Origin of the sequence: Actinoplanes oryzae, from assembly GCF_030757795.1 — a bacterium.
In the GTDB taxonomy this organism is placed as follows: Bacteria; Actinomycetota; Actinomycetes; order Mycobacteriales; family Micromonosporaceae; genus Actinoplanes.
On record NZ_JAUQWH010000154.1, the window covers coordinates 1 to 21,057 of the forward strand.

23 protein-coding genes, 2 pseudogenes and 1 riboswitch are annotated in these 21,057 nt (G+C 72.6%); of the genes and pseudogenes, 5 read left to right on the forward strand and 20 right to left on the reverse strand.

Annotated features, from left to right (window positions below):
- The 8 genes and pseudogenes from RBH18_RS34545 to RBH18_RS34580 form a co-directional block, all read right to left on the reverse strand.
- A pseudogene (locus RBH18_RS34545) lies at positions 1-440 on the reverse strand (phenylalanine--tRNA ligase subunit alpha); the annotation flags it as partial.
- Between the two features lie 146 nt (positions 441-586).
- A complete protein-coding gene (locus RBH18_RS34550) occupies positions 587-1,366 on the reverse strand; it encodes a TrmH family RNA methyltransferase (RefSeq protein ID WP_306214693.1) in 780 nt (259 codons plus the stop codon).
- 82 nt (positions 1,367-1,448) lie between these two features.
- Positions 1,449-1,841: a 50S ribosomal protein L20 gene (rplT, locus tag RBH18_RS34555; protein WP_306214694.1), complete on the reverse strand. Its 393-nt coding sequence runs from the start codon at positions 1,839-1,841 to the stop codon at positions 1,449-1,451.
- A gap of 34 nt (positions 1,842-1,875) precedes the next feature.
- The gene (rpmI, locus tag RBH18_RS34560) at positions 1,876-2,070 is read right to left on the reverse strand and encodes a 50S ribosomal protein L35 (protein WP_305786647.1); all 195 of its coding nucleotides are present in this window, start codon (positions 2,068-2,070) and stop codon (positions 1,876-1,878) included.
- Between the two features lie 53 nt (positions 2,071-2,123).
- Positions 2,124-2,744, reverse strand: coding sequence for a translation initiation factor IF-3 (gene infC / locus RBH18_RS34565; protein ID WP_306214713.1), 621 nt, complete (start codon positions 2,742-2,744; stop codon positions 2,124-2,126).
- A 303-nt stretch (positions 2,745-3,047) separates the two neighbouring features.
- On the reverse strand, positions 3,048-3,485 hold the full coding sequence (locus RBH18_RS34570; RefSeq protein WP_306214695.1) for a PH domain-containing protein: 438 nt from the start codon (positions 3,483-3,485) through the stop codon (positions 3,048-3,050).
- Between the two features lie 10 nt (positions 3,486-3,495).
- A complete protein-coding gene (gene hisG / locus RBH18_RS34575) occupies positions 3,496-4,332 on the reverse strand; it encodes an ATP phosphoribosyltransferase (protein ID WP_306214696.1) in 837 nt (278 codons plus the stop codon).
- Positions 4,333-4,373: 41 nt separating this feature from the next.
- Positions 4,374-4,637, reverse strand: a complete 264-nt coding sequence (locus RBH18_RS34580; RefSeq protein WP_305786650.1) for a phosphoribosyl-ATP diphosphatase — start codon at positions 4,635-4,637, stop codon at positions 4,374-4,376.
- A 79-nt stretch (positions 4,638-4,716) separates the two neighbouring features.
- Between RBH18_RS34580 and RBH18_RS34585 the strand changes: the two genes are divergently transcribed.
- The 3 genes from RBH18_RS34585 to RBH18_RS34595 are packed head-to-tail and all read left to right on the forward strand — an operon-like array spanning position 4,717 to position 7,171.
- On the forward strand, positions 4,717-5,592 hold the full coding sequence (locus RBH18_RS34585; protein WP_306214697.1) for an ABC transporter substrate-binding protein: 876 nt from the start codon (positions 4,717-4,719) through the stop codon (positions 5,590-5,592).
- Positions 5,589-6,431 carry an amino acid ABC transporter permease gene (locus tag RBH18_RS34590; RefSeq protein ID WP_306214698.1) on the forward strand — a complete coding sequence of 281 codons (843 nt, stop codon included), beginning with the start codon at positions 5,589-5,591 and terminating at the stop codon, positions 6,429-6,431. The genes RBH18_RS34585 and RBH18_RS34590 overlap by 4 nt, the downstream gene beginning before the upstream one ends.
- On the forward strand, positions 6,431-7,171 hold the full coding sequence (locus RBH18_RS34595; protein WP_306214699.1) for an amino acid ABC transporter ATP-binding protein: 741 nt from the start codon (positions 6,431-6,433) through the stop codon (positions 7,169-7,171). The genes RBH18_RS34590 and RBH18_RS34595 overlap by 1 nt, the downstream gene beginning before the upstream one ends.
- Here the strand turns inward: RBH18_RS34595 and ribH are convergent.
- From ribH to RBH18_RS34650, 11 genes are all read right to left on the reverse strand, one after another.
- A complete protein-coding gene (gene ribH, locus RBH18_RS34600) occupies positions 7,168-7,641 on the reverse strand; it encodes a 6,7-dimethyl-8-ribityllumazine synthase (RefSeq protein WP_306214700.1) in 474 nt (157 codons plus the stop codon). The two genes, RBH18_RS34595 and ribH, sit on opposite strands and share 4 nt — an antisense overlap.
- Positions 7,642-7,663: 22 nt before the next feature.
- Entirely contained in the window at positions 7,664-8,866 is a 1,203-nt protein-coding gene (locus RBH18_RS34605) for a bifunctional 3,4-dihydroxy-2-butanone-4-phosphate synthase/GTP cyclohydrolase II (RefSeq protein WP_306214701.1), read from the reverse strand.
- The gene (locus RBH18_RS34610; RefSeq protein WP_306214702.1) at positions 8,863-9,459 is read right to left on the reverse strand and encodes a riboflavin synthase; all 597 of its coding nucleotides are present in this window, start codon (positions 9,457-9,459) and stop codon (positions 8,863-8,865) included. The genes RBH18_RS34605 and RBH18_RS34610 overlap by 4 nt, the downstream gene beginning before the upstream one ends.
- Entirely contained in the window at positions 9,459-10,481 is a 1,023-nt protein-coding gene (gene ribD, locus RBH18_RS34615; protein WP_306214703.1) for a bifunctional diaminohydroxyphosphoribosylaminopyrimidine deaminase/5-amino-6-(5-phosphoribosylamino)uracil reductase RibD, read from the reverse strand. The genes RBH18_RS34610 and ribD overlap by 1 nt, the downstream gene beginning before the upstream one ends.
- A gap of 191 nt (positions 10,482-10,672) precedes the next feature.
- Positions 10,673-10,855: riboswitch (FMN riboswitch) on the reverse strand.
- 101 nt (positions 10,856-10,956) lie between these two features.
- The gene (locus RBH18_RS34620) at positions 10,957-11,910 is read right to left on the reverse strand and encodes a GGDEF domain-containing response regulator (RefSeq protein ID WP_306214714.1); all 954 of its coding nucleotides are present in this window, start codon (positions 11,908-11,910) and stop codon (positions 10,957-10,959) included.
- Positions 11,911-12,043: 133 nt separating this feature from the next.
- Positions 12,044-12,709 carry a ribulose-phosphate 3-epimerase gene (gene rpe / locus RBH18_RS34625; protein ID WP_306214704.1) on the reverse strand — a complete coding sequence of 222 codons (666 nt, stop codon included), beginning with the start codon at positions 12,707-12,709 and terminating at the stop codon, positions 12,044-12,046.
- A gap of 121 nt (positions 12,710-12,830) precedes the next feature.
- Positions 12,831-13,463 carry a sulfotransferase family protein gene (locus RBH18_RS34630; protein ID WP_306214705.1) on the reverse strand — a complete coding sequence of 211 codons (633 nt, stop codon included), beginning with the start codon at positions 13,461-13,463 and terminating at the stop codon, positions 12,831-12,833.
- 259 nt (positions 13,464-13,722) lie between these two features.
- Positions 13,723-15,213, reverse strand: coding sequence for an RsmB/NOP family class I SAM-dependent RNA methyltransferase (locus RBH18_RS34635; RefSeq protein ID WP_306214706.1), 1,491 nt, complete (start codon positions 15,211-15,213; stop codon positions 13,723-13,725).
- Positions 15,210-16,136: a methionyl-tRNA formyltransferase gene (gene fmt, locus RBH18_RS34640; protein ID WP_306214707.1), complete on the reverse strand. Its 927-nt coding sequence runs from the start codon at positions 16,134-16,136 to the stop codon at positions 15,210-15,212. Before fmt ends, RBH18_RS34635 begins: the two co-directional genes overlap by 4 nt.
- Before the next feature lie 4 nt (positions 16,137-16,140).
- Complete coding sequence (gene def / locus RBH18_RS34645) at positions 16,141-16,698, reverse strand: peptide deformylase (RefSeq protein ID WP_306214708.1); 558 nt, start codon at positions 16,696-16,698, stop codon at positions 16,141-16,143.
- Positions 16,699-16,736: 38 nt separating this feature from the next.
- Complete coding sequence (locus RBH18_RS34650; RefSeq protein ID WP_306214709.1) at positions 16,737-17,921, reverse strand: cytochrome P450; 1,185 nt, start codon at positions 17,919-17,921, stop codon at positions 16,737-16,739.
- 61 nt (positions 17,922-17,982) lie between these two features.
- On the opposite strand from RBH18_RS34650, the gene RBH18_RS34655 reads away from it, so the two are divergent.
- Together RBH18_RS34655 and RBH18_RS34660 are read left to right on the forward strand one after the other, a co-directional pair.
- Entirely contained in the window at positions 17,983-19,167 is a 1,185-nt protein-coding gene (locus RBH18_RS34655; protein WP_306214711.1) for an esterase-like activity of phytase family protein, read from the forward strand.
- Positions 19,168-19,405: 238 nt separating this feature from the next.
- Complete coding sequence (locus tag RBH18_RS34660) at positions 19,406-19,990, forward strand: hypothetical protein (protein WP_306214712.1); 585 nt, start codon at positions 19,406-19,408, stop codon at positions 19,988-19,990.
- A gap of 226 nt (positions 19,991-20,216) precedes the next feature.
- Here the strand turns inward: RBH18_RS34660 and RBH18_RS34665 are convergent.
- Positions 20,217-21,057 (reverse strand): annotated as a pseudogene (locus RBH18_RS34665) (primosomal protein N'); the annotation flags it as partial.

The window sequence follows — 21,057 nt, forward strand, 5'->3', positions numbered from 1 at the left end:
CCGTCGACGATCGAGTAGCCCATGCCGACGAACAGGTCGCCCATGTGCTCCATGAGCGTGGTCAGCGGGTGCCGGGCGCCGCGCGGGGCACGGTCCCACGGCAGGGTGACGTCGACGCGCTCCTCGACCAGGACGCGGGCGGCGCGCTCGCGCTCCAGCTCGGCGTGGCGGGCGTCGAAGGCGGCCTGCACGGCCTGGCGGGCGACGTTGACGCGCTTGCCGGCGTCGGACTTCGCGGCGGGCGGCAGCGAGCCGATCTCGCGGCGGGCCAGCGACACCGGCGAGCGGTCGCCGAGATGCGCGGGCTTCAGCGCGCCGAGCGCGTCGAGGTCTCTGGCCTCCGCGAAGGCCTTCCCGGCCTCGGCGACGGCCGCTTCCAGGGCCTCGGGCGCCAGCAGGGCGGCCTGCTTCGGATCGTACGGATCGTTGCGGTAGGACACGGTAGGTCGAACTCCCTCACACCGGATGAGCCAACGGCAGTCTACGGAGCGCGGCTGGGCCGTAGCCCGCCGGTCGGGGAGCTTCGCTTTCGGGAGGAGTCAGCGACGCGCGAGCCCGCGACCAGCGGGCCGGGTAAACAGCTGACTCATGATCCACTCCTAGGAGAGCGTTGCGCTCGCGCTGAAGCATACAAGCAGACCGCGGCGGCGGCCGACAGATTAAGACTCTCGGCGCCGCCGTAGATCGGCACCCGGACCCTCTTGTCGGCATATTTCAGCACTTCTGCCGGGAGCCCGTGCGCTTCCGAGCCGAACCACCACGCGGTCGGCGCGGCGAGCGACCCGTCATCGATCAGCGCGTCGAGATCGGTGTCGCCGTAACCGGTCGTGGCCAGGTTGGTGAAGCCCGGCAGGATCACGTCGAGGGGCGCCCGGACGATGTCCACATTGAACAGGCTGCCGGCCGAGGAGCGGACACACTTCCCGTTGTACGGGTCCACGGCGTCACCGGCGAAGATGACTGTCGTGGCCCCGGCGGCGTCCGCGGTGCGCAGGATCGTGCCGGCGTTGCCGGGGTCCCGGATCTCGGCGAGCACCGCGACCAGGCGCGGCTCCTTGGCGAGCGCCTCGGGCAGCGACACGTCGACCTGCTCGCACACGGCCACGAGTCCCTGGGGCTGCACGGTCTCGGCGAGAGCGGCGAGCGCCTCCTCCGTGACGGGAGACACCACCGGCGCCTGCATCGCGAGGTCGCCGTGCCTGGTGAGGGCTTCGTCCGTACCGAAGAGGTCGAGGACCACCCCCGCGGCGAGAGCGGACCGCACGGCCTGGGGTCCCTCGGCGAGGAAGCGGCCGGCCTTGTCGCGGTCGCGGCGGCGCTGCAACCGCTTGGCGGCGACGACGCGCGGGGTGCGAGGGGTGAACACGGATCCTCCGGTGCGGGTGCGGCAATGCGAAGCGCCTCCCGGAAGAGACCGGGAGGCGCTTGCGAAACGTGCGGTGCGTTACTCAGGCGGCCTGGGCGCCGGCGCCGCCGGTGCCCTCGGCCACGACCGCGGCCCGCGCGATCTCGACGATCGCCGCGAACGAGGCGGCGTCGTTGACGGCCAGGTCGGCCAGGATCTTGCGGTCCACCTCGACACCCGCGAGCTTGAGGCCCTGGATGAGGCGGTTGTAGGTCATCCCGTTGGCCCGGGCGCCCGCGTTGATGCGCGTGATCCACAGCTGGCGGAAGTCGCCCTTGCGGTCACGGCGGTCGCGGTACGAGTACTGCATCGAGTGCAGCACCTGCTCCTTGGCCTTGCGGTACAGGCGCGAGCGCTGACCGCGGTATCCGCTGGCGGTCTCCAGCAACGTGCGACGCTTCTTCTGGGCGTTCACTGCCCGCTTGACGCGTGCCATGTCAATCTCCTAACAGGGGAATCAGGGGCGCGCGTCAGCGGCCGAGGAGCTTCTTCACTCGCTTGGTGTCGGCCTTGGCCACTTCGACCGTCCCGGTCATCCGGCGGGTGACCTTGGAGGACTTGCCCTCCAGCAGGTGACGCTTGCCGGCCTGCTCCGTGCGGAGCTTTCCCTTGCCGGTGACCTTCACCCGCTTACCCATGCCGGTGTGGCTCTTCATCTTCGGCACTTGACGCCTACTCTCATCTCGTCCCCGGGGCCGACGGCCCCGGGGGCAACTAACTACTCTGCCGTGCTGTCCGCGGTCTCAGCCGCGGGAGCCGCCTCGCCCTCGCGCGGCTCGCGGCCCGCGGGCCGGGATGCCTCGACGGCGGCCGCTGCCGCCACCTTGGTGGCGCGGTGCGGGGCCAGAACCATGATCATGTTGCGGCCGTCCTGCTTGGGACTGGCCTCCACGAATCCGAGCTCCGAGATCTCCTCGCTGAGCCGGCGCAGGAGCCGGAAACCCAGCTCGGGGCGGCTCTGCTCGCGACCGCGGAACATGATCGTCACCTTGACCTTGTCGCCCGCCTTGAGGAACCGCACCACGTGACCCTTCTTGGTCTCGTAGTCGTGCGGGTCGATCTTCGGCCGGAGCTTCATTTCCTTGATGACGGTCTGCTGCTGGTTCCGCCGCGACTCGCGTGCCTTCAGTGCGCTCTCGTACTTGAACTTGCCGAAGTCCATGAGCTTGCACACCGGCGGGCGCGCCATGGGCGCAACCTCGACCAGGTCCAGGTCGACGTCCGCGGCCAGCTGCAGGGCGCGCTCGAGCGGGACGATGCCCACCTGCTCACCCTCGGGGCCGACCAGACGGACTTCCCGTGCCCGGATCTGCTCGTTGACGCGTGGTTCGACGCTGATGGGGCCTCCTCAGAACGGGGACAAACTGTCTCATTTACCAATGTCGGTCGGCCTCACGTCGGCCCTCACACCACTGGGCGACGGGAAAGCAGAGAGCCCCGGCGCGCTTACGCATGCCAGGGCCCGCTCGACCGGTCATCGGCGCCCCGAGTGAAGCGCTCACCCATCGCGGAGTATTCCCCACGATCGGTTGACCGGACCCAGCCGCACGAGGCGGGCGTGGGTGGGAACCAGCGGGCTCCTCTTTCGCGCCGGCCACTCGTGTGAGGGCAGGCGTGGTCGACTGCGTTACAGCCTACCAGCTCAGCTCGACGCTGCCGAATGAAGGGCCCGCAGCGTACGCACCCCGTGCACCGCGTAGTCCTTGTCGGCCGCCTGCAGCGCGTGCACCGGGACGGTGTCGTCGTCGTGCAGCTCCAGCATCGCCCAGGGCGAGTTGCGGTCGAAGCGCACGGCCCGCACCGCCGACCAGGGCAGCTCCACCCCGCCGATCACGTTGCGCACCCGGATGCCCTCGGGCGTGGCCCACACCCGCGGCCGGGCGAACGCCATGATGCCCAGCCCGATGAGCACCCCGAGCCCGATCATGGCGCCCTGGTCGCCCCGCTCGAACTGGCCGTAGCCGTCGCCCGTCGAGCCGTGCAGCCCGAAGCTCAGCACGGTGAAGAGGACGACGACCGCCACCGCCAGGATCGCGGTGACCCAGCGGATGCGCTGCGGGCGGAAGACGGTGACGGTCATGTCTGGTCCCCTAGAGGCGGCAGTTGGCGATGTCGGTCACGAGGATCGCGCGGGCGCCGATCTCGTAGAGCTCGTCCATGATGTGGTGCACGTCGGCGCGCTTCACCATGGCCTGGACCGCCACCCATCCCTCGCGGTGCAGCGGGGAGACGGTCGGCGACTCGATGCCCGGCGTCACGGCGGTGGCGTGCTCCAGCAGGTCGGCGCGCACGTCGTAGGCGAGCATGACATAACTGCGGGCGACCAGGACGCCCTGCAGCCGGCGGAGCAGCTGGGACACCCCGGCGCCGGCCTCGTCCCGGCCGATCAGGATGGCGGAGCTCTTCAGCAGCGGCTCCCCGGCGGTCACCAGGCCGGCCTGGCGCAGGGTCGCGCCGGTCTCGACCACGTCGGCGATGAGGTCGGCCACGCCGAGGCGGACCGCGTTCTCCACCGCGCCGTCCAGCCGCACCACGTCGGCCTTGAGGTCGTTGGCGTCGAGGTAGCGCTGCACCACGCCCGGGTAGGCGGTCGCGATGCGGCGGCCGCCGACGGCGAAGTCGTGCGCGCTGTCCGCCGGGACGGCCCAGCGGAAGGTCGCCCCGCCGAAGCTCAGGTCGAGCAGCTCGGTCGCCGGGACGCCGGAGTCGACGAGCAGGTCCCGGCCGGTGATGCCGAGATCCAGATCACCCGATCCGACGTACGTCGCGATGTCGCGCGGCCGCAGGTAGAAGAACTCGACGTTGTTGTCCTCGTCACGGCAGACGAGGTCCTTGGGGTCGGTGCGCTGGCGGTAGCCGGCGTCCCGCAGCATCTGGGCGGCCGGTCCGGACAGGGTCCCCTTGTTGGGGACGGCGATGCGCAACATGGACGTGCTCCTTGGTCGAGGCAGACGGGACGGAGGGCACGTCAGAGATGTCGGTACACGTCCTCGAGCGTCAGACCGGAGGCGATCATGAGGCATTGTGCCTGGTAGAGCAGCTGTGACAGCTCCTCGGCGGTGCGCTCGGCGCCCTCGTGCTCGGCCGCCATCCACGACTCGGCCGCCTCCTCGACGACCTTCTTGCCGATGAAGTGCACGCCCTTGTCCAGCGCGGCGACGGTGCCCGAGCCCTCGGGCCGCTCCACCGCCTTCGCCGACAGCTCGGCGAACAACTCTTCGAACGTCTTCACGGGTTGCGATTGTTGCAGCTCATTACGGGGTGGCAACGGACGGCCCCTCTGCGTCCCACCTTCGCCTACAGTTCCGGTCATGGTCAGCAGAAACACCCTCGCCGCGCTGGGCAGCGCGGCCGTTCTCCTCACCTCGCTCGCGGCCTGCGCGCCCGCCGACGAGGACGACGCCCCCGCCGCGAGCGGCTCCGCCTCCGCGTCCAGCTCCGCCTGCGCGCCCGGTGCGCTCGACACCCTCGCGGCCGGCAAGCTGACGATCGGCACGGACACCCCGGCGTACGAGCCGTGGTTCAGCGACAACAAGCCGGCCAACGGCAAGGGCTTCGAGTCGGCCGTGGCCTACGCGGTCGCCGAGCGCCTGGGCTACCCGGCCGCGAACGTGGTCTGGACGACCGTGGGCTTCAACAACGCCATCGCGCCCGGGCCGAAGACGTTCGACTTCGACGTCAACCAGTTCTCGATCACCGACGAGCGGAAGAAGGCGGTCGACTTCTCGTCGCCGTACTACCTCGTCCGGCAGACCGTCATCACCACCAAGGGCTCGAAGATCGCCTCGGCCACCTCGCTGGCGGACCTGAAGGGCGCCAAGCTGGGCGCGCAGGTCGGGACCACGAGCTACCAGGCGATCACGGACATCGTCAAGCCGTCCGCCGAGCCGCAGGTCTACAACAACAACGACGACGCCAAGGCGGCGCTGCAGAACGGCTCGGTCGACGGCATCGTCGTGGACCTGCCGACGGCGTTCTACATGACCGCGGCCGAGCTCGACGACGGCGTCATCGTGGGGCAGCTGCCGCAGGTGGGCGTACCCGAGCAGTTCGGTCTGGTGCTCGATCTCGGGTCGAAGCTGACGCCGTGCGTGAGCGGCGCCGTCGACCAGCTGCGCCAGGACGGCACCCTCACCGAGCTGGAGAAGACCTGGCTGACGGCCGGCGGAGCGCCTGAGCTCCAGTGACGACGTACCAGCCGAGTGAGATCCAGCTCGGGCGGACCGCCTACCGGCGACGGCAGACGGTCCGCTCGGTGCTGCTCGCCGCGGTCTCGACCGCGGTGGTCGGCGTCGCCCTCGTGCTCGGCGTCACGGGGGCGCCCGGCTGGGAGCGCGTCAAGCAGTCGTTCCTCGACGGCGCGATCGCCCGCGAGTACCTGCCGGACATCCTCGAGGGGCTCTGGCTCAACCTGCGCCTGCTGGTCGTCTGCACCCTCGCGGCGCTGGCGCTGGGCCTGCTCATCGCGGTCGCGCGGACCCTGCGGGGCGCGGTCTTCTTCCCCGTCCGGGCGCTGGCCACCGGCTACACGTACGCCTTCCGCGGCCTGCCGCTGATCATCGTCCTGTACGTCTTCACGCTGGGCGTCCCGGGACTGCGGCTGCAGGGCATGCCGAGCGTCCTCGTGCTGGGCGGGGCGGCGCTGGTGATCGTCTACGGCGCCTACCTGGCCGAGGTGTTCCGCGCCGGGATCGAGTCGGTGCACCCGTCGCAGCTGGCGGCGGCCCGGTCGCTCGGGCTCACGTACCGGCAGACCATGCGCCACGTGGTGCTCCCGCAGGCGGTCCGCCGGGTCACGCCGCCGCTGCTCAACGACGTCGTCGCGCTGCAGAAGGACGTGGGCCTGGTCTCGCTCGCGGGACCCATCGACGCCGTACGCGCGGCGCAGATCGCCACCGCGCAGGACGCCAACTTCACGCCGTACATCGTGGCGGGGGTGCTCTTCGTGCTCCTCGCCCTGCCGCTCATCGGCGTCACCGACTGGGTGACCCTGCGTGCGGCCCGTCGCCAGTCTGCGGGTTTCTAGTGCTGCTCGATGTCGCTTCTCTGCGCAAGACGTTCGGGTCGACGGTCGTCCTGGACGATCTGTCCCTCTCCGTCGACGAGCACCAGGTCGTCGCGCTGATCGGCGCGTCGGGGTCGGGCAAGTCGACGCTGCTGCGGTGCGTCAACCTGCTCGAAGGGATCGACGACGGCGTCATCTCGCTGGACGGCGAGGACATCACCGATCCCCGCGTCAACCCCGACGTGGTGCGGCGGCGGATCGGGATGGTCTTCCAGTCGTACAACCTGTTCCCGCACATGACCGTGCTGCGCAACATCACGCTCGCCCCCGAGAAGGTGCACAAGCGGCAGGCGCGCGAGATCGAGGAGCAGGCCATGGAGTGGCTGCGCCGGGTCGGGCTCGCGGACAAGGCCTCCTCGTACCCGGACCGGCTCTCCGGCGGTCAGCAGCAGCGCGTGGCGATCGTCCGCGCGCTGGTCAACAACCCCCGGCTGCTGCTGCTCGACGAGGTCACGTCGGCCCTGGACCCGGAGCTGGTGGGCGAGGTGCTCACCATGATCCGGGGCCTCAAGGACGAGGGCATGACGATGGTGCTGGCGACGCACGAGATGGGCTTCGCCAAGCAGGTCGCCGACCGCGTCGTCTTCCTCGACGGCGGCCGGGTCCTGGAGGCCGGGCCGCCGGCGCAGGTGCTCGGCGACCCGGTCGAGGCGCGGACCCGGCAGTTCCTCGCCCGGATCATCGAGGCGGGTCGCCTCTAGCCGTTGATCGCCCTGATGGCCAGGACGGCGTCGAGGACGGCGACCGTGCCCTGCCAGCCCTTGTCCTCGATCGAGTCCTCCAGGCCCGCCCGGTCGCGGGCCTGGCCCAGGCTGTCCACGGTCAGGACGCCGTGCGCCACCGGGGTCTGCTCGTCCAGGGCGACCCGGGTCAGGCCCGCGGTCACCGCGTCGCAGACGTACTCGAAGTGCTTCGTCTCGCCGCGGATGACCACGCCGAGGGCCACCACGGCGTCGCACTTCTTCGCGAGGGCCTGGGCGACGATCGGCAGCTCGACCGAGCCGGCCACGCGCGCGGTGATCACGTTGTCGACGCCGCACGCCTTCGCCGCCGCCTGCGCGCGGTCGACCATGTGATCGACCAGGTCGCTGTGCCAGCGCGAGCCGACGATCCCGACGGTGAGCCCCGCCGCGTCGACGGTCTCCAGATGCGGATCCCCGAAACCAGCCATGTTGCCCCCTTTTGATTGAGTATCAGCCCAGAGCCTCGAACAGGTGGCCCATCCGGTCACGCTTGGTACGCAAGTAACGCACGTTCTCCGGATGCAGCCGGACGGGCAGCGCCTCCCGGCCGGTGACCGTCAGGCCGTAGCCCTCCAGCCCGGCGCGCTTGGCCGGATTGTTGGTGAGCAGGCGCATCGAGCGGACCCCGAGGTCGTACAGGATCTGCGCGCCGATGCCGTAGTCCCGGGCGTCCGCCGGCAGGCCCAGCTCGAGGTTGGCGTCGACCGTGTCCAGGCCGCGGTCCTGCAGCTGGTAGGCCTGCAGCTTGTGCAGCAGCCCGATCCCGCGCCCCTCGTGCCCGCGCATGTAGAGCACCACCCCGCGCCCGGCCTCGGCGACCCGGTCGAGGGCCGCCTCCAGCTGGGGACCGCAGTCGCAGCGCACCGAGCCGAAGACGTCCCCGGTCAGGCACTCCGAGTGGACCCGGACCAGCACGTCCTCGCCGTCCGCCAGGTCACCGCGGACCAGCGCCACGTGCTCGCCGCCGTCGGTGATCGACCGGTAGCCGACGGCCGTGAACTCGCCGTGATCGGTCGGCAGCCGCGTCTCGACGACCCGCTCGACCAGCGACTCGTGGTGCCGCCGGTACGCGATCAGCTGCTCGATGCTGATCAGCGTCAGGTCGTGCGCCGCCGCGAACTCCGCGAGCTGCGCGCCCCGCATCATCGTGCCGTCGTCGTTGATCAGCTCGCAGAGCACCCCGGCGGGCCGGAGCCCGGCGAGCGTGGCCAGATCGATCGCGGCCTCGGTGTGCCCGGGGCGGCGCAGCACTCCGCCGGCCTTCGCGCGCAGCGGCACCACGTGCCCGGGGCGGGACAGGTCGGCGGGCTGGGTGTCCGCCCCGGCGAGCAGGCGGATGGTGTGGGCGCGGTCGGCCGCGGAGATGCCGGTGGAGACGCCCTCGCGGGCGTCGACCGTGACCGCGTACGCCGTCCCGCGCGCATCCTGGTTCGTGTGGAACATGGGCGGCAGGTCGAGCCGGTCCGCCTCGGACTCGGTCAGCGGCACGCAGACGTACCCGGAGGTGTAGCGGACCATGAACGCGACCAGCTCGGGCGTCGCCATCTCGGCCGCGAAGATGAGGTCGCCCTCGTTCTCGCGGTCCTCGTCGTCCACCACGACGACGGCCTTGCCGCTCCGGATGTCGCCGATGGCCCGCTCCACGGTGGTCACGACCGGTCCCCCAGCATCTTCTCGACGTACTTGGCGATGACGTCGACCTCGAGGTTGACGGGGTCGTTCGCCTGCTTGGTCCCGAGCACGGTGAGCTTCAGCGTCGTCGGGATCAGGCCCACGCTGAAGGTGTCGTCCGTGACTGCCATGACCGTCAGCGAGACGCCGTCGACCGTGATCGAGCCCTTCTCGACCACGTACTTGGACAATTCGGGCGGCAGGGTGAAGGTGAGCACGTCCCACTGATCGCCGGGAACCCGCCCTTTCAGCGTGGCGACGCCGTCGACGTGCCCCTGCACCAGGTGACCGCCCAGGCGAGACCCGACCGTTGCCGCCCGCTCCAGGTTGACCGGCGAGCCCACGGCGAGGGCGCCGAGGGACGAGCGCCGCAGCGTCTCCCCCATCACGTCGGCCGTGAACACGCCGTCCTCGTTGTCGATGACGGTCAGGCAGACGCCGTTGACGGCGATCGAGTCGCCGTGCCTGGCGTCGGTGGTGACGAGCGGGCCGCGTACGGCGAGCACCGCGGCGTCCCCACCCGCGTCGGTGAGCCGGACGACCTCGCCCAGCTCTTCCACGATCCCGGTGAACATCAGCTCTCCTTCTGCCGGAGTGCGGCCGTGAACCGCAGGTCGGGTCCGATCTGCGTGATGTCGAGAAAGTCCAGGTCGAGCGTCTCGCCGATGGTCGTCACGCCGGCGTCGGCGAGCGCGGCGGGCCCGGCGCCGAGCAGCTTCGGCGCGAGATAGCCGACCACCCGGTCCACCAGCCCGGCGGCGAGGAAGGCGCCGGCCAGCGTGGGACCGCCCTCCAGCAGGGCGGCGCGGACGCCCCGGTCGTAGAGCTGCCGGAGCATGGCCTCCAGATCGACCTTCTCCCCGCCGGTGACGATCAGCGTCTCGGCGGCGTCGTCGCGCACGCGGGCGTCCGGCGGAGTGCGGCCCCGGCTGTCGACGACCACGCGCAGCGGCTGCCTGACCTCCCGGCCCAGGCGCACCGTGAGCTGGGGGTCGTCCGCCAGCACGGTGCCGACCCCGGCGATGACCGCGTCGACCGTGCTGCGCAGCTCGTGCACGTCCCGGCGGGCCGCCTCGGACGTGATCCACCGGCTCGTGCCGTCGGCCGCGGCGGAGCGCCCGTCGAGCGTCGCGGCGAACTTCCAGACGACGTACGGGCGGCCGCGGCGCACCGCGGTCAGCCAGGCGATGTTGCCCGCCTCCGCCTCGGCCCGGCGCACCCCGGTCACCACCTCGACGCCGGCCTGCCGCAGGGTGGCGGCCCCGCCGGACGCCGCGAGCGTCGGATCCTCCACCGCGACGACCACGCGGGCCACCCCGGCGTCGATCAGCGCCTGCGCGCACGGGCCGGTGCGCCCGGTGTGGTTGCACGGCTCCAGCGTGACGACCGCCGTGCCGCCGCGGGCCCGATCCCCCGCCTGGGCGAGGGCGGCGACCTCGGCGTGGGGGCCGCCCGCGTACGCGTGGAAGCCCTCGCCGGCGATCGCGCCCGTCACGTCGAGCAGCACGCAGCCGACGACGGGGTTGGGGCTGGTGGTGCCGAGGCCGCGGGCGGCCAGCGCGATGGCGCGGCGCATCGCCTCGTCCTCGGTGACCATGTCGGTGCTCCCTCGCGCGGTCGGGCGCGCGGGCTCTCCGCGCGGCCTTGGTCGCGCGGGGATCCGCGCGGCCGTGGTCACGCGCGGGCGGGGCTTGGGGGGACAAATCGCCGGAGAACGGACACGCTTCGCGCGCCCCTGGACGGGTGGGTCGTGACGGCACGCCGCGACGAGGCCCCTGTCCAGCTCCCGCGCGCCGTCTCCCATCCGGACTGTCGGACCGAGGCGGGCGTGTGCCCGCTCGATCCACCGTCGGCCCCGGAGTCACACCAGGTCCACCGTCCTCCGCTTGCACGGAGTCCGGGTCGCGGGCTTACCTCGACTGGTCGAGGATCACCGCCGGTTCGGAATCTCACCGAGTCCCGCCAGCGCGTGGTGGGTAACCCCGATACTGTCACGCCCGGCGAGTCCCCGGCCACCACCGGCGACGGACGTCACGCATCTGATGACCACGGTGTCACAAACTCTTGACACGTCAGCCGAGCGGCGGGAGATTTTCCGGCTCGGCCTTGGAGTGGCGGCGGTCGATGGCGACGTAGGAGCCCGGCTGGCTCTTGGCGACCTTCTTCATCTCGGAGGCCACCGCGACCACGGCGCGATGGTCGGTGTAGCGCCGGCCGCCCGCCTTCGACTCCGCCACGCCGATGGAGAGCGTGACGAGGGCCGCGCGCTGCTTGCCGCCCCGGCGGTCGGGCACCTCGATGTAGCCGCGCTGCGCGTCCTCCGGGTCGTACAGCTCGTCGGCGGAGGCCTCGAAGTCGGTCACCATGTGCTTGGTCAGCGGCAGCACCTGGTCGGGGTGGCAGATGAAGACGAAGTCGTCGCCGCCGATGTGACCGAGGAAGACCGACGGCTTGCCGGCCGCCGTCGCCGCCCGGTGCACGCTGCGGGCCAGGGTGGTGATGAACTGGTCACCGCGGTCGAAACCGTACACGTCGTTGACCGGCTTGAAGCGGTCGATGTCGATGTAGCCGACCGAGTAGTCCTTGTCGCTCTTGATGCACTCGACGATCTCGCGGGTGACGCGGGCGTTGCCGGGCAGGCCGGTCAGCGGCGAGACCTCACGGAACTCCTTGGTGCGCCGCAGCGTCGACGAGACCCGGGCGATCAGCTCGGCGGTGTCGAACGGCTTGACCAGATAGTCGTCGACGCCCGTGGTGAGGCCGACGACCTTGTCCACGGTCATGCCCTTGGCGGTCAGCATGATCACCGGCAGGGCCGAGGTGAGCGGCTCCGCGCGTAGCCGGCGGGTCAGCTCGACGCCGTCCATGCGCGGCATCATCCAGTCGACCACGGCCAGGTCGGGGCGGCGCGTCTCCATGAGCTCGAGCGCCTCCTGCCCGTCCCGGGCGCGGACCACGTCGAACCCGTGCACCTGCAGGTTGAACGCCACGAACCCGGCGATGTCGTCGTCGTCGTCGACGACCATGATCTGGTCCGTCTTCTCGGCCGGATCGGCACCCGGGGTGTCGATCTCGTTGCTCACCGATGATCCCCCTTTCGACGCCACCCATCATGCCCGATGCATCGGCCCGCCGACACGTCGGAAATCGCACGAAGAGTCACGCCCGTGCGGCGAGATCACGCAGCTTGCGTACGGCCTCCGCGGGGTCCTCGGCCCCGTAGACCGCCGTGCCGGCCACGAACGCGTCCGCGCCCGCCGCGGCGGCCTGCTCGATCGTGTCCGCCGCGATGCCGCCGTCCACCTCGAGGCGTACCTCCAGGTCCTTGGCCTTGATCCGGCGCCGCACGTCGCGCACCTTGTCGAGCATCTCGGGCAGGAACTTCTGACCCCCGAACCCGGCCTTGATCGTCATGATCAGCACCGTGTCCACATAGGGAAGCAGCTCCAGGTACGGCTCCACGGGCGTGTCCCGGTCGATGGCGAGCCCGGCCTTCGCCCCCGCGGCGCGCAGCGTCTTGGCCAGCGCGACAGGATTCTCACAAGCCTCGGCGTGGAACGTCACGTTGTAGGCCCCGGCCTCCGCGTACCCGGGCGCCCACCGCTCGGGGTCGGTGATCATCAGGTGCACGTCGAACGGGATGGTCGTCGCCTTGCGCAGGCTCTGCACCACGGGCAGCCCGATGGTGAGATTGGGGACAAAATGGTTGTCCATGACATCGACATGCACCCAGTCGGCCGCCCCCTCGATGGCGTGCACGGCCTCCGCAAGGTGCGCGAAGTCGGCGGCAAGAATGCTGGGCGCGATGATCGGCGATGGCTCCACGGCTGAAGTCTAGAACCCCCGGTCCGCCCGCCCCGCCCTGCCGGGGTGAATGTGCCGCCACCCGGGCCGGCGGAACTCGCCGCGCGGCTGCGGCGGGGGCGCCACCCGGCCTGGGCGGTTCTCAGTGCGGCCGGTCGCCGACGGGTGCCATGAGGCGACGGTCCCGGAAGCTTGCCGTGTCGTTGGTGTGGGGGAACGGCTCGTCCGGCACGGGTACGCCGAGGAAGTCGCACAACGGCTGCCACCCCTGCCGCACCTCGAAGTCGAGGAGGCGGGCGGCGGGGACCTCACGGCGTACGGCGGCGTTGTGGTCGTGGAAGGTTTTGATCGCGTGCTCGCGGTCGCCGAAGCGGTCGCCGAACGTTCCGGCCCAGACGAGCGCGCGGGCCATCCGGATGGCGGACTCGCCCTCGGGCTGGGGCATGTGCAGCGCCGCCTGGTAGATGGTGTCGTGGGCGCTGCGGTACCACTTGTCCGGGTCGCGGGAGGTGAGGATCACCTTGGCCCGGGGGTGGGCGGCGACGAGCTCGCGCCAGAAGTAGGCGCCCGGCCAGTCGACCGAGGACCGGAAGCCCGCCGTCGCCGCCGCGAGGCAGCCGGGCTCCCCCTCGGCCGCGCGCCGGAAGAGCGCCGACCGTTCCGGGTCGTCGAGGAGCGGCAGCATGTGCAGGCAGGGCCCGAAGCCGAGCCGTTCGATCGCCGTCTTGAGGCTGAGTGTGCCGGTTCGCCCGAATCCCACGCCGATGACGTCCATGGGCGTGGAATACCGGCACTTTGTCGACCTGAAACGTGAACATTCACAGCGCGTTCCCGCGCCGCGGCGGGAAAGCGCCACACCGCGCAGCGGCGCAAAGCCACGCCACGCAGCGCCGCAAAGCCACGCAACACCACAAGAGCCACGCAGCGCAGCGCCGCAAAACCACGCCACGCGACGCCGCAAAGCCACGCCACGCGACGCCGCAAAAGCCGCGCGGCGCGACACCGCGCCGCGTCGCGCCGCGCGGAGAAGACGCTCAGCTCGTGCGGCGCAGGACCGCCAGGAACATGGCGTCCGTGCCGTGCCGGTGCGGCCACAGCTGCACCGTCGGGCCCGGGCCCAGCTTCGGCATGCCCGGCGGCAGCAGCGGCCGCGCGTCCACGAAGTCGACCTCGACCCCGCTGCGGCGCGACCCCTCGGTCACCGTCACCTGGGTCTCGACCATGTGCGGCGAGCAGGTCACGTAGGCGACCACGCCGCCCGGGCGCACGGCCCGCAGCGCCGCGACCAGCAGCTCGCGCTGCAGCCGGGTGAGCGGCGGCAGGTCGGCGGGCTTGCGGCGCCAGCGCGACTCCGGGCGCCGGCGCAGCGAGCCCAGGCCCGTGCAGGGCGCGTCGACGAGCACCCGGTCGAACGCCTCCTCGGGCAGGTCGGGGTCGCGGCCCACCGTGCGGCCGTCGGTCGGCAGCACGGTCACCGGCAGGCCCTGCGTGGCCTGCTCGACCAGGCGGGCGCGGTGGTCGGCCACCTCGACGGCGGTGACGGCGGCCCCGCGCTGGGCCGCGATCGAGCCCAGCAGGCCCGCCTTGCCGCCGGGGCCCGCGCACAGGTCCAGCCAGCGGTTGTCCTGGCCCTCCAGGGGCGCGGCGAGCAGCGCGGCGGCGACCAGCTGGGAGCCCTCGTCCTGCACGTGCGCGCGGCCCTCGCGGATGGCGGCCAGCTCGGCGGGCGAGCCGCCGTGGTTGAGATAGACCGAGTACGGCGAGAAGGCCCCGGGCACGCCACCGACCTCGTCGGCCAGTTCGACGGCGTCGGCCCGGCCCGGACGCGCGCACAGGTGCACGGTCGGCGGCTGGTTGTCCTCGATGAGCAGGCGCGCGGTGTCGTCGAGGTCGCCGCCGAGCGCCTCCGCGAAGGACCGGATGATCCACTCGGGGTGGTTGTGCACCACGGCGAGGTTGCCGACCGGGTCCTCCGCGGGGTCCGGGGCGATCCGGGTCAGCCAGTCGTCGAGGCTGGTCTCGGAGATCCCGCGCATGACGGCGTTGGCGAAGCCGGCCGCGCCCGGGGCCACCGAGCGGACCAGGTCGACGGTCTGGTTGACGGCCGCGTGCGCCGGGACCCGCGTGAAGAGCAGCTGGTACGCCCCGAGCCGCAGCGCGTCCCGCGCGGGCGGGTCGATCCGGGCGACCTCCCGGCCCGCGGCCGAGGCGATGATCAGGTCGAGGGTGCCGACGGCGCGCAGGGTGCCGTACGCCAGCTCGGTCGCGAAGGCGGCATCCCGCCCGTGCAGGTTCATGCCGCGCAGGATGTCGGCGAGGACGAGATTGGCGTACGCGTCGTCGCGGTGCACGGCGGCAATCGCCTCGTACGCCGCCTGGCGGGCCGGATCGGCGGGCGGGCGACCCGACCGCGGGGCGCGGCCCGTGCGCGCGTCGCGATCCTGCGTGCGCCCGTAACCGGGGCCGCCGGGGCGCCGCGGGCGGCCGGTGTTGTGCGGACGATCGGCGCGGTGCTCGGAGGTCACTGGAACCGCTCCTGAGGGTTCAGCCGCAGGCCACGGGCCCAGTCGACGGCGGACATGGCTTTCTTGCCGGCGGCCCGGACCTCGCCCAGGACGACCGGGGTGGTGGCGGTGCCGGCCAGCACCCGCGAGCGCTCGACGAGCAGCTCGCCCGGTGGCAGCGCGGCGGCGTCGGCGATCGGGTGCACCGGGCCGAGCTTCACGCGCTCGTCCCGGAAGGTGGTCCACGCGCCCGGCGCCGGCGTGCAGGCCCGGATGCGCCGGTCGACCGCGAACGCCGGGTCGCCCCAGCGCACCTTCGCGTCCTCGACCGTGATCTTGGGTGCGAGCGACACGCCGTCGGCGGGCTGCGGGGTCGCCCGCGCGGTGCCGGCCTCGATGGCGTCGAGCACCGCGACGAGCAGGCCGGCGCCCGCGGTGGCCAGGCGGCCGAGCAGGTCACCGGACGTGTCGGCCGGCCGGACGGTCTCGGTGAGCGTGCCGTAGACCGGGCCGGTGTCCATGCCGGCCTCCAGCTCGAACACGCTCGCGCCGGTCACCTCGTCGCCGTGCAGGACGGCGTGCTGCACCGGCGCGGCGCCGCGCCACGCGGGCAGCAGCGAGAAGTGCAGATTGACCCAGCCGTGCTTCGGGATCTCCAGGGCGGAGGGCGGGACCAGCGCACCGTACGCCACCACGGGCACACAGTCGGGCGCCAGCTGCCGCAGTCGCTCCTGGAACTCGGGCTCGCGGGGCCTCGCGGGCGTCAGCACCTCGATGCCGCGCTCGTCGGCCCACGCCCCGGCGGGCGAGCGGACCAGGCGGCGGCCCCGGCCGGCCGGCGCGTCGGGACGGGTCACGACGGCGATCAGCTCGTGCGACGACGCGGCGATGGCGTCGAGGGACGGCAGGGTCACCTCGGGCGTACCGGCGAAGATCAGGCGCATCGGGTCACCTGCCCCGCCCGAAGAGGCCGAGGCCGTGCGGGCTGGTCTTGACCACGGGCGGCTTGCCGGCGTCGTACCAGTCGGCGGCGCGGATCTGCCGCATCGCCTCCTTCTTGGCGGCGGCGTCGAGCCGGTCGAGGAAGAGCACGCCGTCGAGGTGATCGGTCTCGTGCTGCACGCAGCGCGCCATCAGGCCGGAGCCGATGAGCCGGATCGGGTCGCCGTGCTCGTTGAAGCCCTCGGCGATCACGTTCTGCCGGCGCTTGGTGTCGACATAGACGCCCGGGATCGACAGGCAGCCCTCGTCGCCGTCCTGCTCCTCTTCGTCGGGGAAGTGCAGCACCGGGTTGACGATGTGCCCCAGCACGTCGTCGACGTGGAACGTGAACACCCGCAACCCCACCCCGAGCTGCGGCGCGGCGAGACCCGCACCGTTCTCGTCGAGCATCGTGTCGGTGAGATCCTTGACGAGGGTACGCAGTTCCTTGTCGAAGTCGGTGACCGCGTCGGCCTGCGTGCGCAGCACCGGGTCCCCGAACAGACGGATGGGCTGGACTGTCACTCGGTGCGGCTCCTCGGCTGGCAGCGGGTCGGGCCCCACTAGTCTACGGACACCGGCAGGGTCGCCCAGCCGCGCAGGGTCAGCCGTTCCCGGGAACGCGGCTCGCCGGCCGCCCTGATCGCCGGGAAGCGCCGCAGGAGGGCCGGCAGCGCGATCTGCGCCTCGAGCCTGGCCAGCGGCGCGCCGAGGCAGTAGTGGGCGCCCGCCCCGAAGGACAGCGGCGCGTTGTCGTGGCGCTCGGGGTCGAAGCGGTCGGGCTCCGGGAAGCGATGGGGATCACGGTTCGCGGCGCCGAGGAAGAGGACGATCTCGCTGCCCGCCGGGACGGTCACCCCGGCGAGGTCCATGTCCGTGCTGGTGAATCGCTCGGTGAGCTGGACCGGGGAGTCGTACCGCAGGCTCTCCTCGACGAACAGGTCCGGATTTTTCATGACCCGCCCGGTGGCGAGCTCGTGCACGCCGTTGGCGAGCAGGTTCGTGGTTGTCTCGAAGCCGGCCGCCAGCAGCAGCGCGAGGTTGCCCATCAACTCCCCCGCGCTCAGCGTCGCCCCGTCCGCGTCGTGCGCCGCCGCCAGCGCGGTCACCAGGTCGTCGCGCGGCTCCTGCCGGCGCAGCGCGATCATGGCGGTGAAGTAGTCCTCCAGCTCCTTGGCCGCCGCGTGCGCCGCGACCGCCTGCGCCTCGGTGAAGCGCACCTCCAGCACCGCGGTCAGCGCCTCCGCCAGCCGCCGGAACAGGTCACGGTCGGCGGCCGGCACCCCCAGCAGCGCGCAGATCACCCCGATCGGCAACGGGTACGCGAGGTGCTCCACGATGTCGACGACCCCGCCCGACCGGTGCGCCGCGACCTCGTCCAGCGCCTCCTCGACCTGCGCCTCGATGACCTCCCGCAGCCGGCCGACCCGCCGCGCGGTGAACACCCCCGACGCCAGCCGCCGCATCGACGTGTGGTGCGGCGCGTTGGTCCGCAGCATCGAGTCCACGAACAGCTCGACGCCCTTGTTGCCCCGCCAGTCCTCCCAATGCTCGTCGAGGATGGCGCTGTCGTAGACCCGCGTCGTCGGGTCGCGCAGCACCGCGTCCGCGGCGGCGTACCCGGTCACGAAGAAGGTCTGCCCGTCACCCACGACGGGACCGGCCGAGCGCAGAGCCGCGTACGCGGGATAGGGGTCCCTCCCGGCGCCCGGCGTGAGCAACGTGTTGATCGCGGTGGCAGCGTCCATCAATCCATTGTGCTGGCGGCTTCAACCTGCGGTTCACCGGCCGCCCCTAGCGTCAGCGGCCATGCGACGCATCGTTTCCCGGGCGGCCGTGGCCGGCCTGATGGTCCTCGGCGCGGGCCTGGTGGCCGCGCCCTCCGAGGCGCACGGCCCGTCCACGCCGACCCTGACCAGCTGGGCCTCGCTGCCCGCGCTCACCTTCGTCCCCGGCAGCGACCCGGCCGGCTCGGCCCTGTCCACTACGCCGGTCAACGGCATCGCCGCGCCGTGGGACGACCAGCCGGTGCAGGGCTTCTCCGGCGTGCTGCCGAACGGCGACGGCACGTACGACGTCCTCAGCGACAACGGCTTCGGCACCAAGGCCAACAGCCCCGACTTCCTGCTGCGCGTGCAGCGCATCGCGCCGCGCGGTGCCGAGGTGGACGTCCTCGGCGGCATCACGCTGACCGACCCGTTCCGGAAGGTGCCCTTCGCGCTGACCCGCGCGGACCGCGTCCTCACCGGCTCCGACTTCGACCCCGAGTCGATCACCCGGGCGGCGGACGGCGGCTACTGGATCGGCGACGAGTTCGGCCCGTACCTGCTGCACTTCGACCGCGGCGGCCGGCTGCTCACCGCCCCGATCCCGCTGCCCGGCGTCTTCGCCCCCGAGAACCCGGCCGGCCCGGCGAACATCGCCAGCAGCAAGGGCTTCGAGGGCCAGGCCAAGTCCCCCGACGGCCGCTACCTCTACCCGCTGCTCGAGGGCACGGTGGCCGGGGACACCCCGGGCGACCTGCGCTTCAACGAGTTCGATGTGCGGCGGGCGGCGTACACCGGGAAGCGCTTCGTCTACCGCCTCGAGTCGCCGGCGAACGCCATCGGCGACGCCTTCGCGATCGACGCCGACCGCTTCCTGGTCATCGAACGCGACAACAACCAGGGCGACGCGGCCGCCGTCAAGCGGATCTACCTGGCCGACAAGCGCGACCGCAACCACGACGGCGTGATGGACAAGACCCTCGTCGTCGACCTGCTGGCCATCGCCAACCCGAAAAGGCTCGGCGGCTTCGGCACCACCTTCCGCTTCCCGTTCGTCACCATCGAGAGCGTGGCCCTGCTCAGCGGCGACACCCTCGTGGTCCTGAACGACAACAACTTCCCGGGCTCCTCGGGCCGCACCCCGGGCGTCGCGGACAACGACGAGTACATCACCGTCAAGCTCCCCAAGTCGCTCAACCCCGACCCGCGCGTCCTGCCGGCGCGCTGATCGCCGTGCCCTCCGGGCGGGGCCCGAGCTTCCCGGGTCCCGCCCTTGCCGTCCTTCCCCGTCTCCGCGGCGTGCCCGCCGGGCCGCTCTCCGCCGGCGTGCCCACCCGGCCGCTGTCTCCCGGCGTGCCCACCCGGCCGCGGTCCCTTGGCGTGCCTCTTCCCCGGCGTGCCCGTCGAGTCGCGAACAACTCTCCCCGGCGTGTTCAGCCGGGGCCCTGAAGAGAGAGAATGGGCGGGTGGGTGCCCGACATGGCAGGAACAGCCCGGACGATCGGGACCGGGCCGGTCAGGCACGCGACGACGCGGCCGAGGCGCGGGACACCGCGGCGCAGGACCGCGACCGCGAGGCCCGTACGCGCGACCAGGCCGCGCACACCCGCGACCGCACCGGACACGCGACGCAGCAGGCCCAGCGGGACCGGCTGTGGGAGGCCGAGCTGCGCGACCAGGCAGCCGGTCGCCGGGCCGAGGAAGCGCGGCTCCGCGAGTGGGAAGCCACGGAGCACCACCCCGACCCCGACCGCCTGCACACCCTCTGGAAGGCCGCCGCCGCCGACCGCGACGCCGCAGCCGCCGACCGGGCCGAGGCGGCCGCCGACCGGGAAGCCTTCCGCGACCACCTCGACCAGCTCCGCCGCGACAGCCGCGCCGCGGGCGACGACCGGGAAGCGGCCCGCCGCGACCGCACCGCCGCCGAGGACGACCGCACCGCCGCGGCATCCGACCGCACCGCCACCGACGCCGAACGCCAGCAGGCCGCCGTCGAACGCGCCGAAATCGAGCCGACCGCCCCGGACCACCCGGAGCCGGAACACCCATAATCCCAGCTCAGCCGCCTCGATACCCACGTCCGGGCGACGCCGCAGTTCCTGGCCTGGGCGTCGGCGCGGTCGGCCGCGAGCATCGGACGGCGGCGCGGGCCGGGGCGGCGGCGCGGGCACCGGGCGAAGGCGCGGGCCCCGGCGGCGGCGCGGCCGGGAGCGGGCGCGGGCGCGGGCACGTTCGCGGCGGGCGGCGGGTGGCGGGCGGCGGGGAGCTCGGCGCGCGTCAGAGGAGTTCGGCCGGGTCGACCTGGACGCGGACGGGGAGCGCGGCCTTCTTGGCGCTGCGGACGCCGGCGGCCTCGTGGAGGGCGTGGGCCAGCTCGGCGGCGCGGCCCCGGGAGATGCGGACGAGCATGCGTTCCTGGTCCTCGGCGGCGGGGACCGGGCCCAGGATCTCGGCGCCGTCGGGAAGGCGGGCGACGGTCAGCAGATCCTGCACGGCCTCGGCCTGGCCGGTCAGGCTCACGAACCTTGCCGCGGGCGGGAAGCCCAGCTCACGACGTTCGGCGAGCTCGCGGGCGGCGAACCAGCCCGGGTCCCAGCGCAGCAGCGCCTGCACCGGGGCGAGCGACCCGTCGGCGACCACCACCACGCGCCCGCCGGCCCGGCCCGGCCGGGCCAGCGCCGCCGCGGACAGCCAGCGCCGCATCGTCTCCTCCGCCGCGCGCAGGTCGGCGCGGGTGAGCAGGGCCCACGTGTCGAGCAGCAGCACCGCGCCGTAGCCGCCCTCGGCCACCGGCTCCGCTCCCGGCGTGGACACGACCACCGCGGCATCGCCGGGGACGGTGTCGAGGACTTCGTCGCGGCCCGAGGTGCGCACGGGGACCCCGGGGAACGCGCGTCCGAGCTCCTCCGCCGTCCGCCGCGCCCCCGTCACCGAGGCCCGCAGGCGCCGGCCGCCGCACGCCGGGCACGAGTAGTCCGCGGCGACCCGCGCGCACCAGTGGCAGGTCGGCACGTCGCGGGCGCCCGCCAGGCCCAGCGGCCCGGCGCAGTGCGGGCACCGGGCCGGGGTCCGGCACTCAGCGCACGCCACCGACGGCAGGTAGCCGCGCCGGGGCACC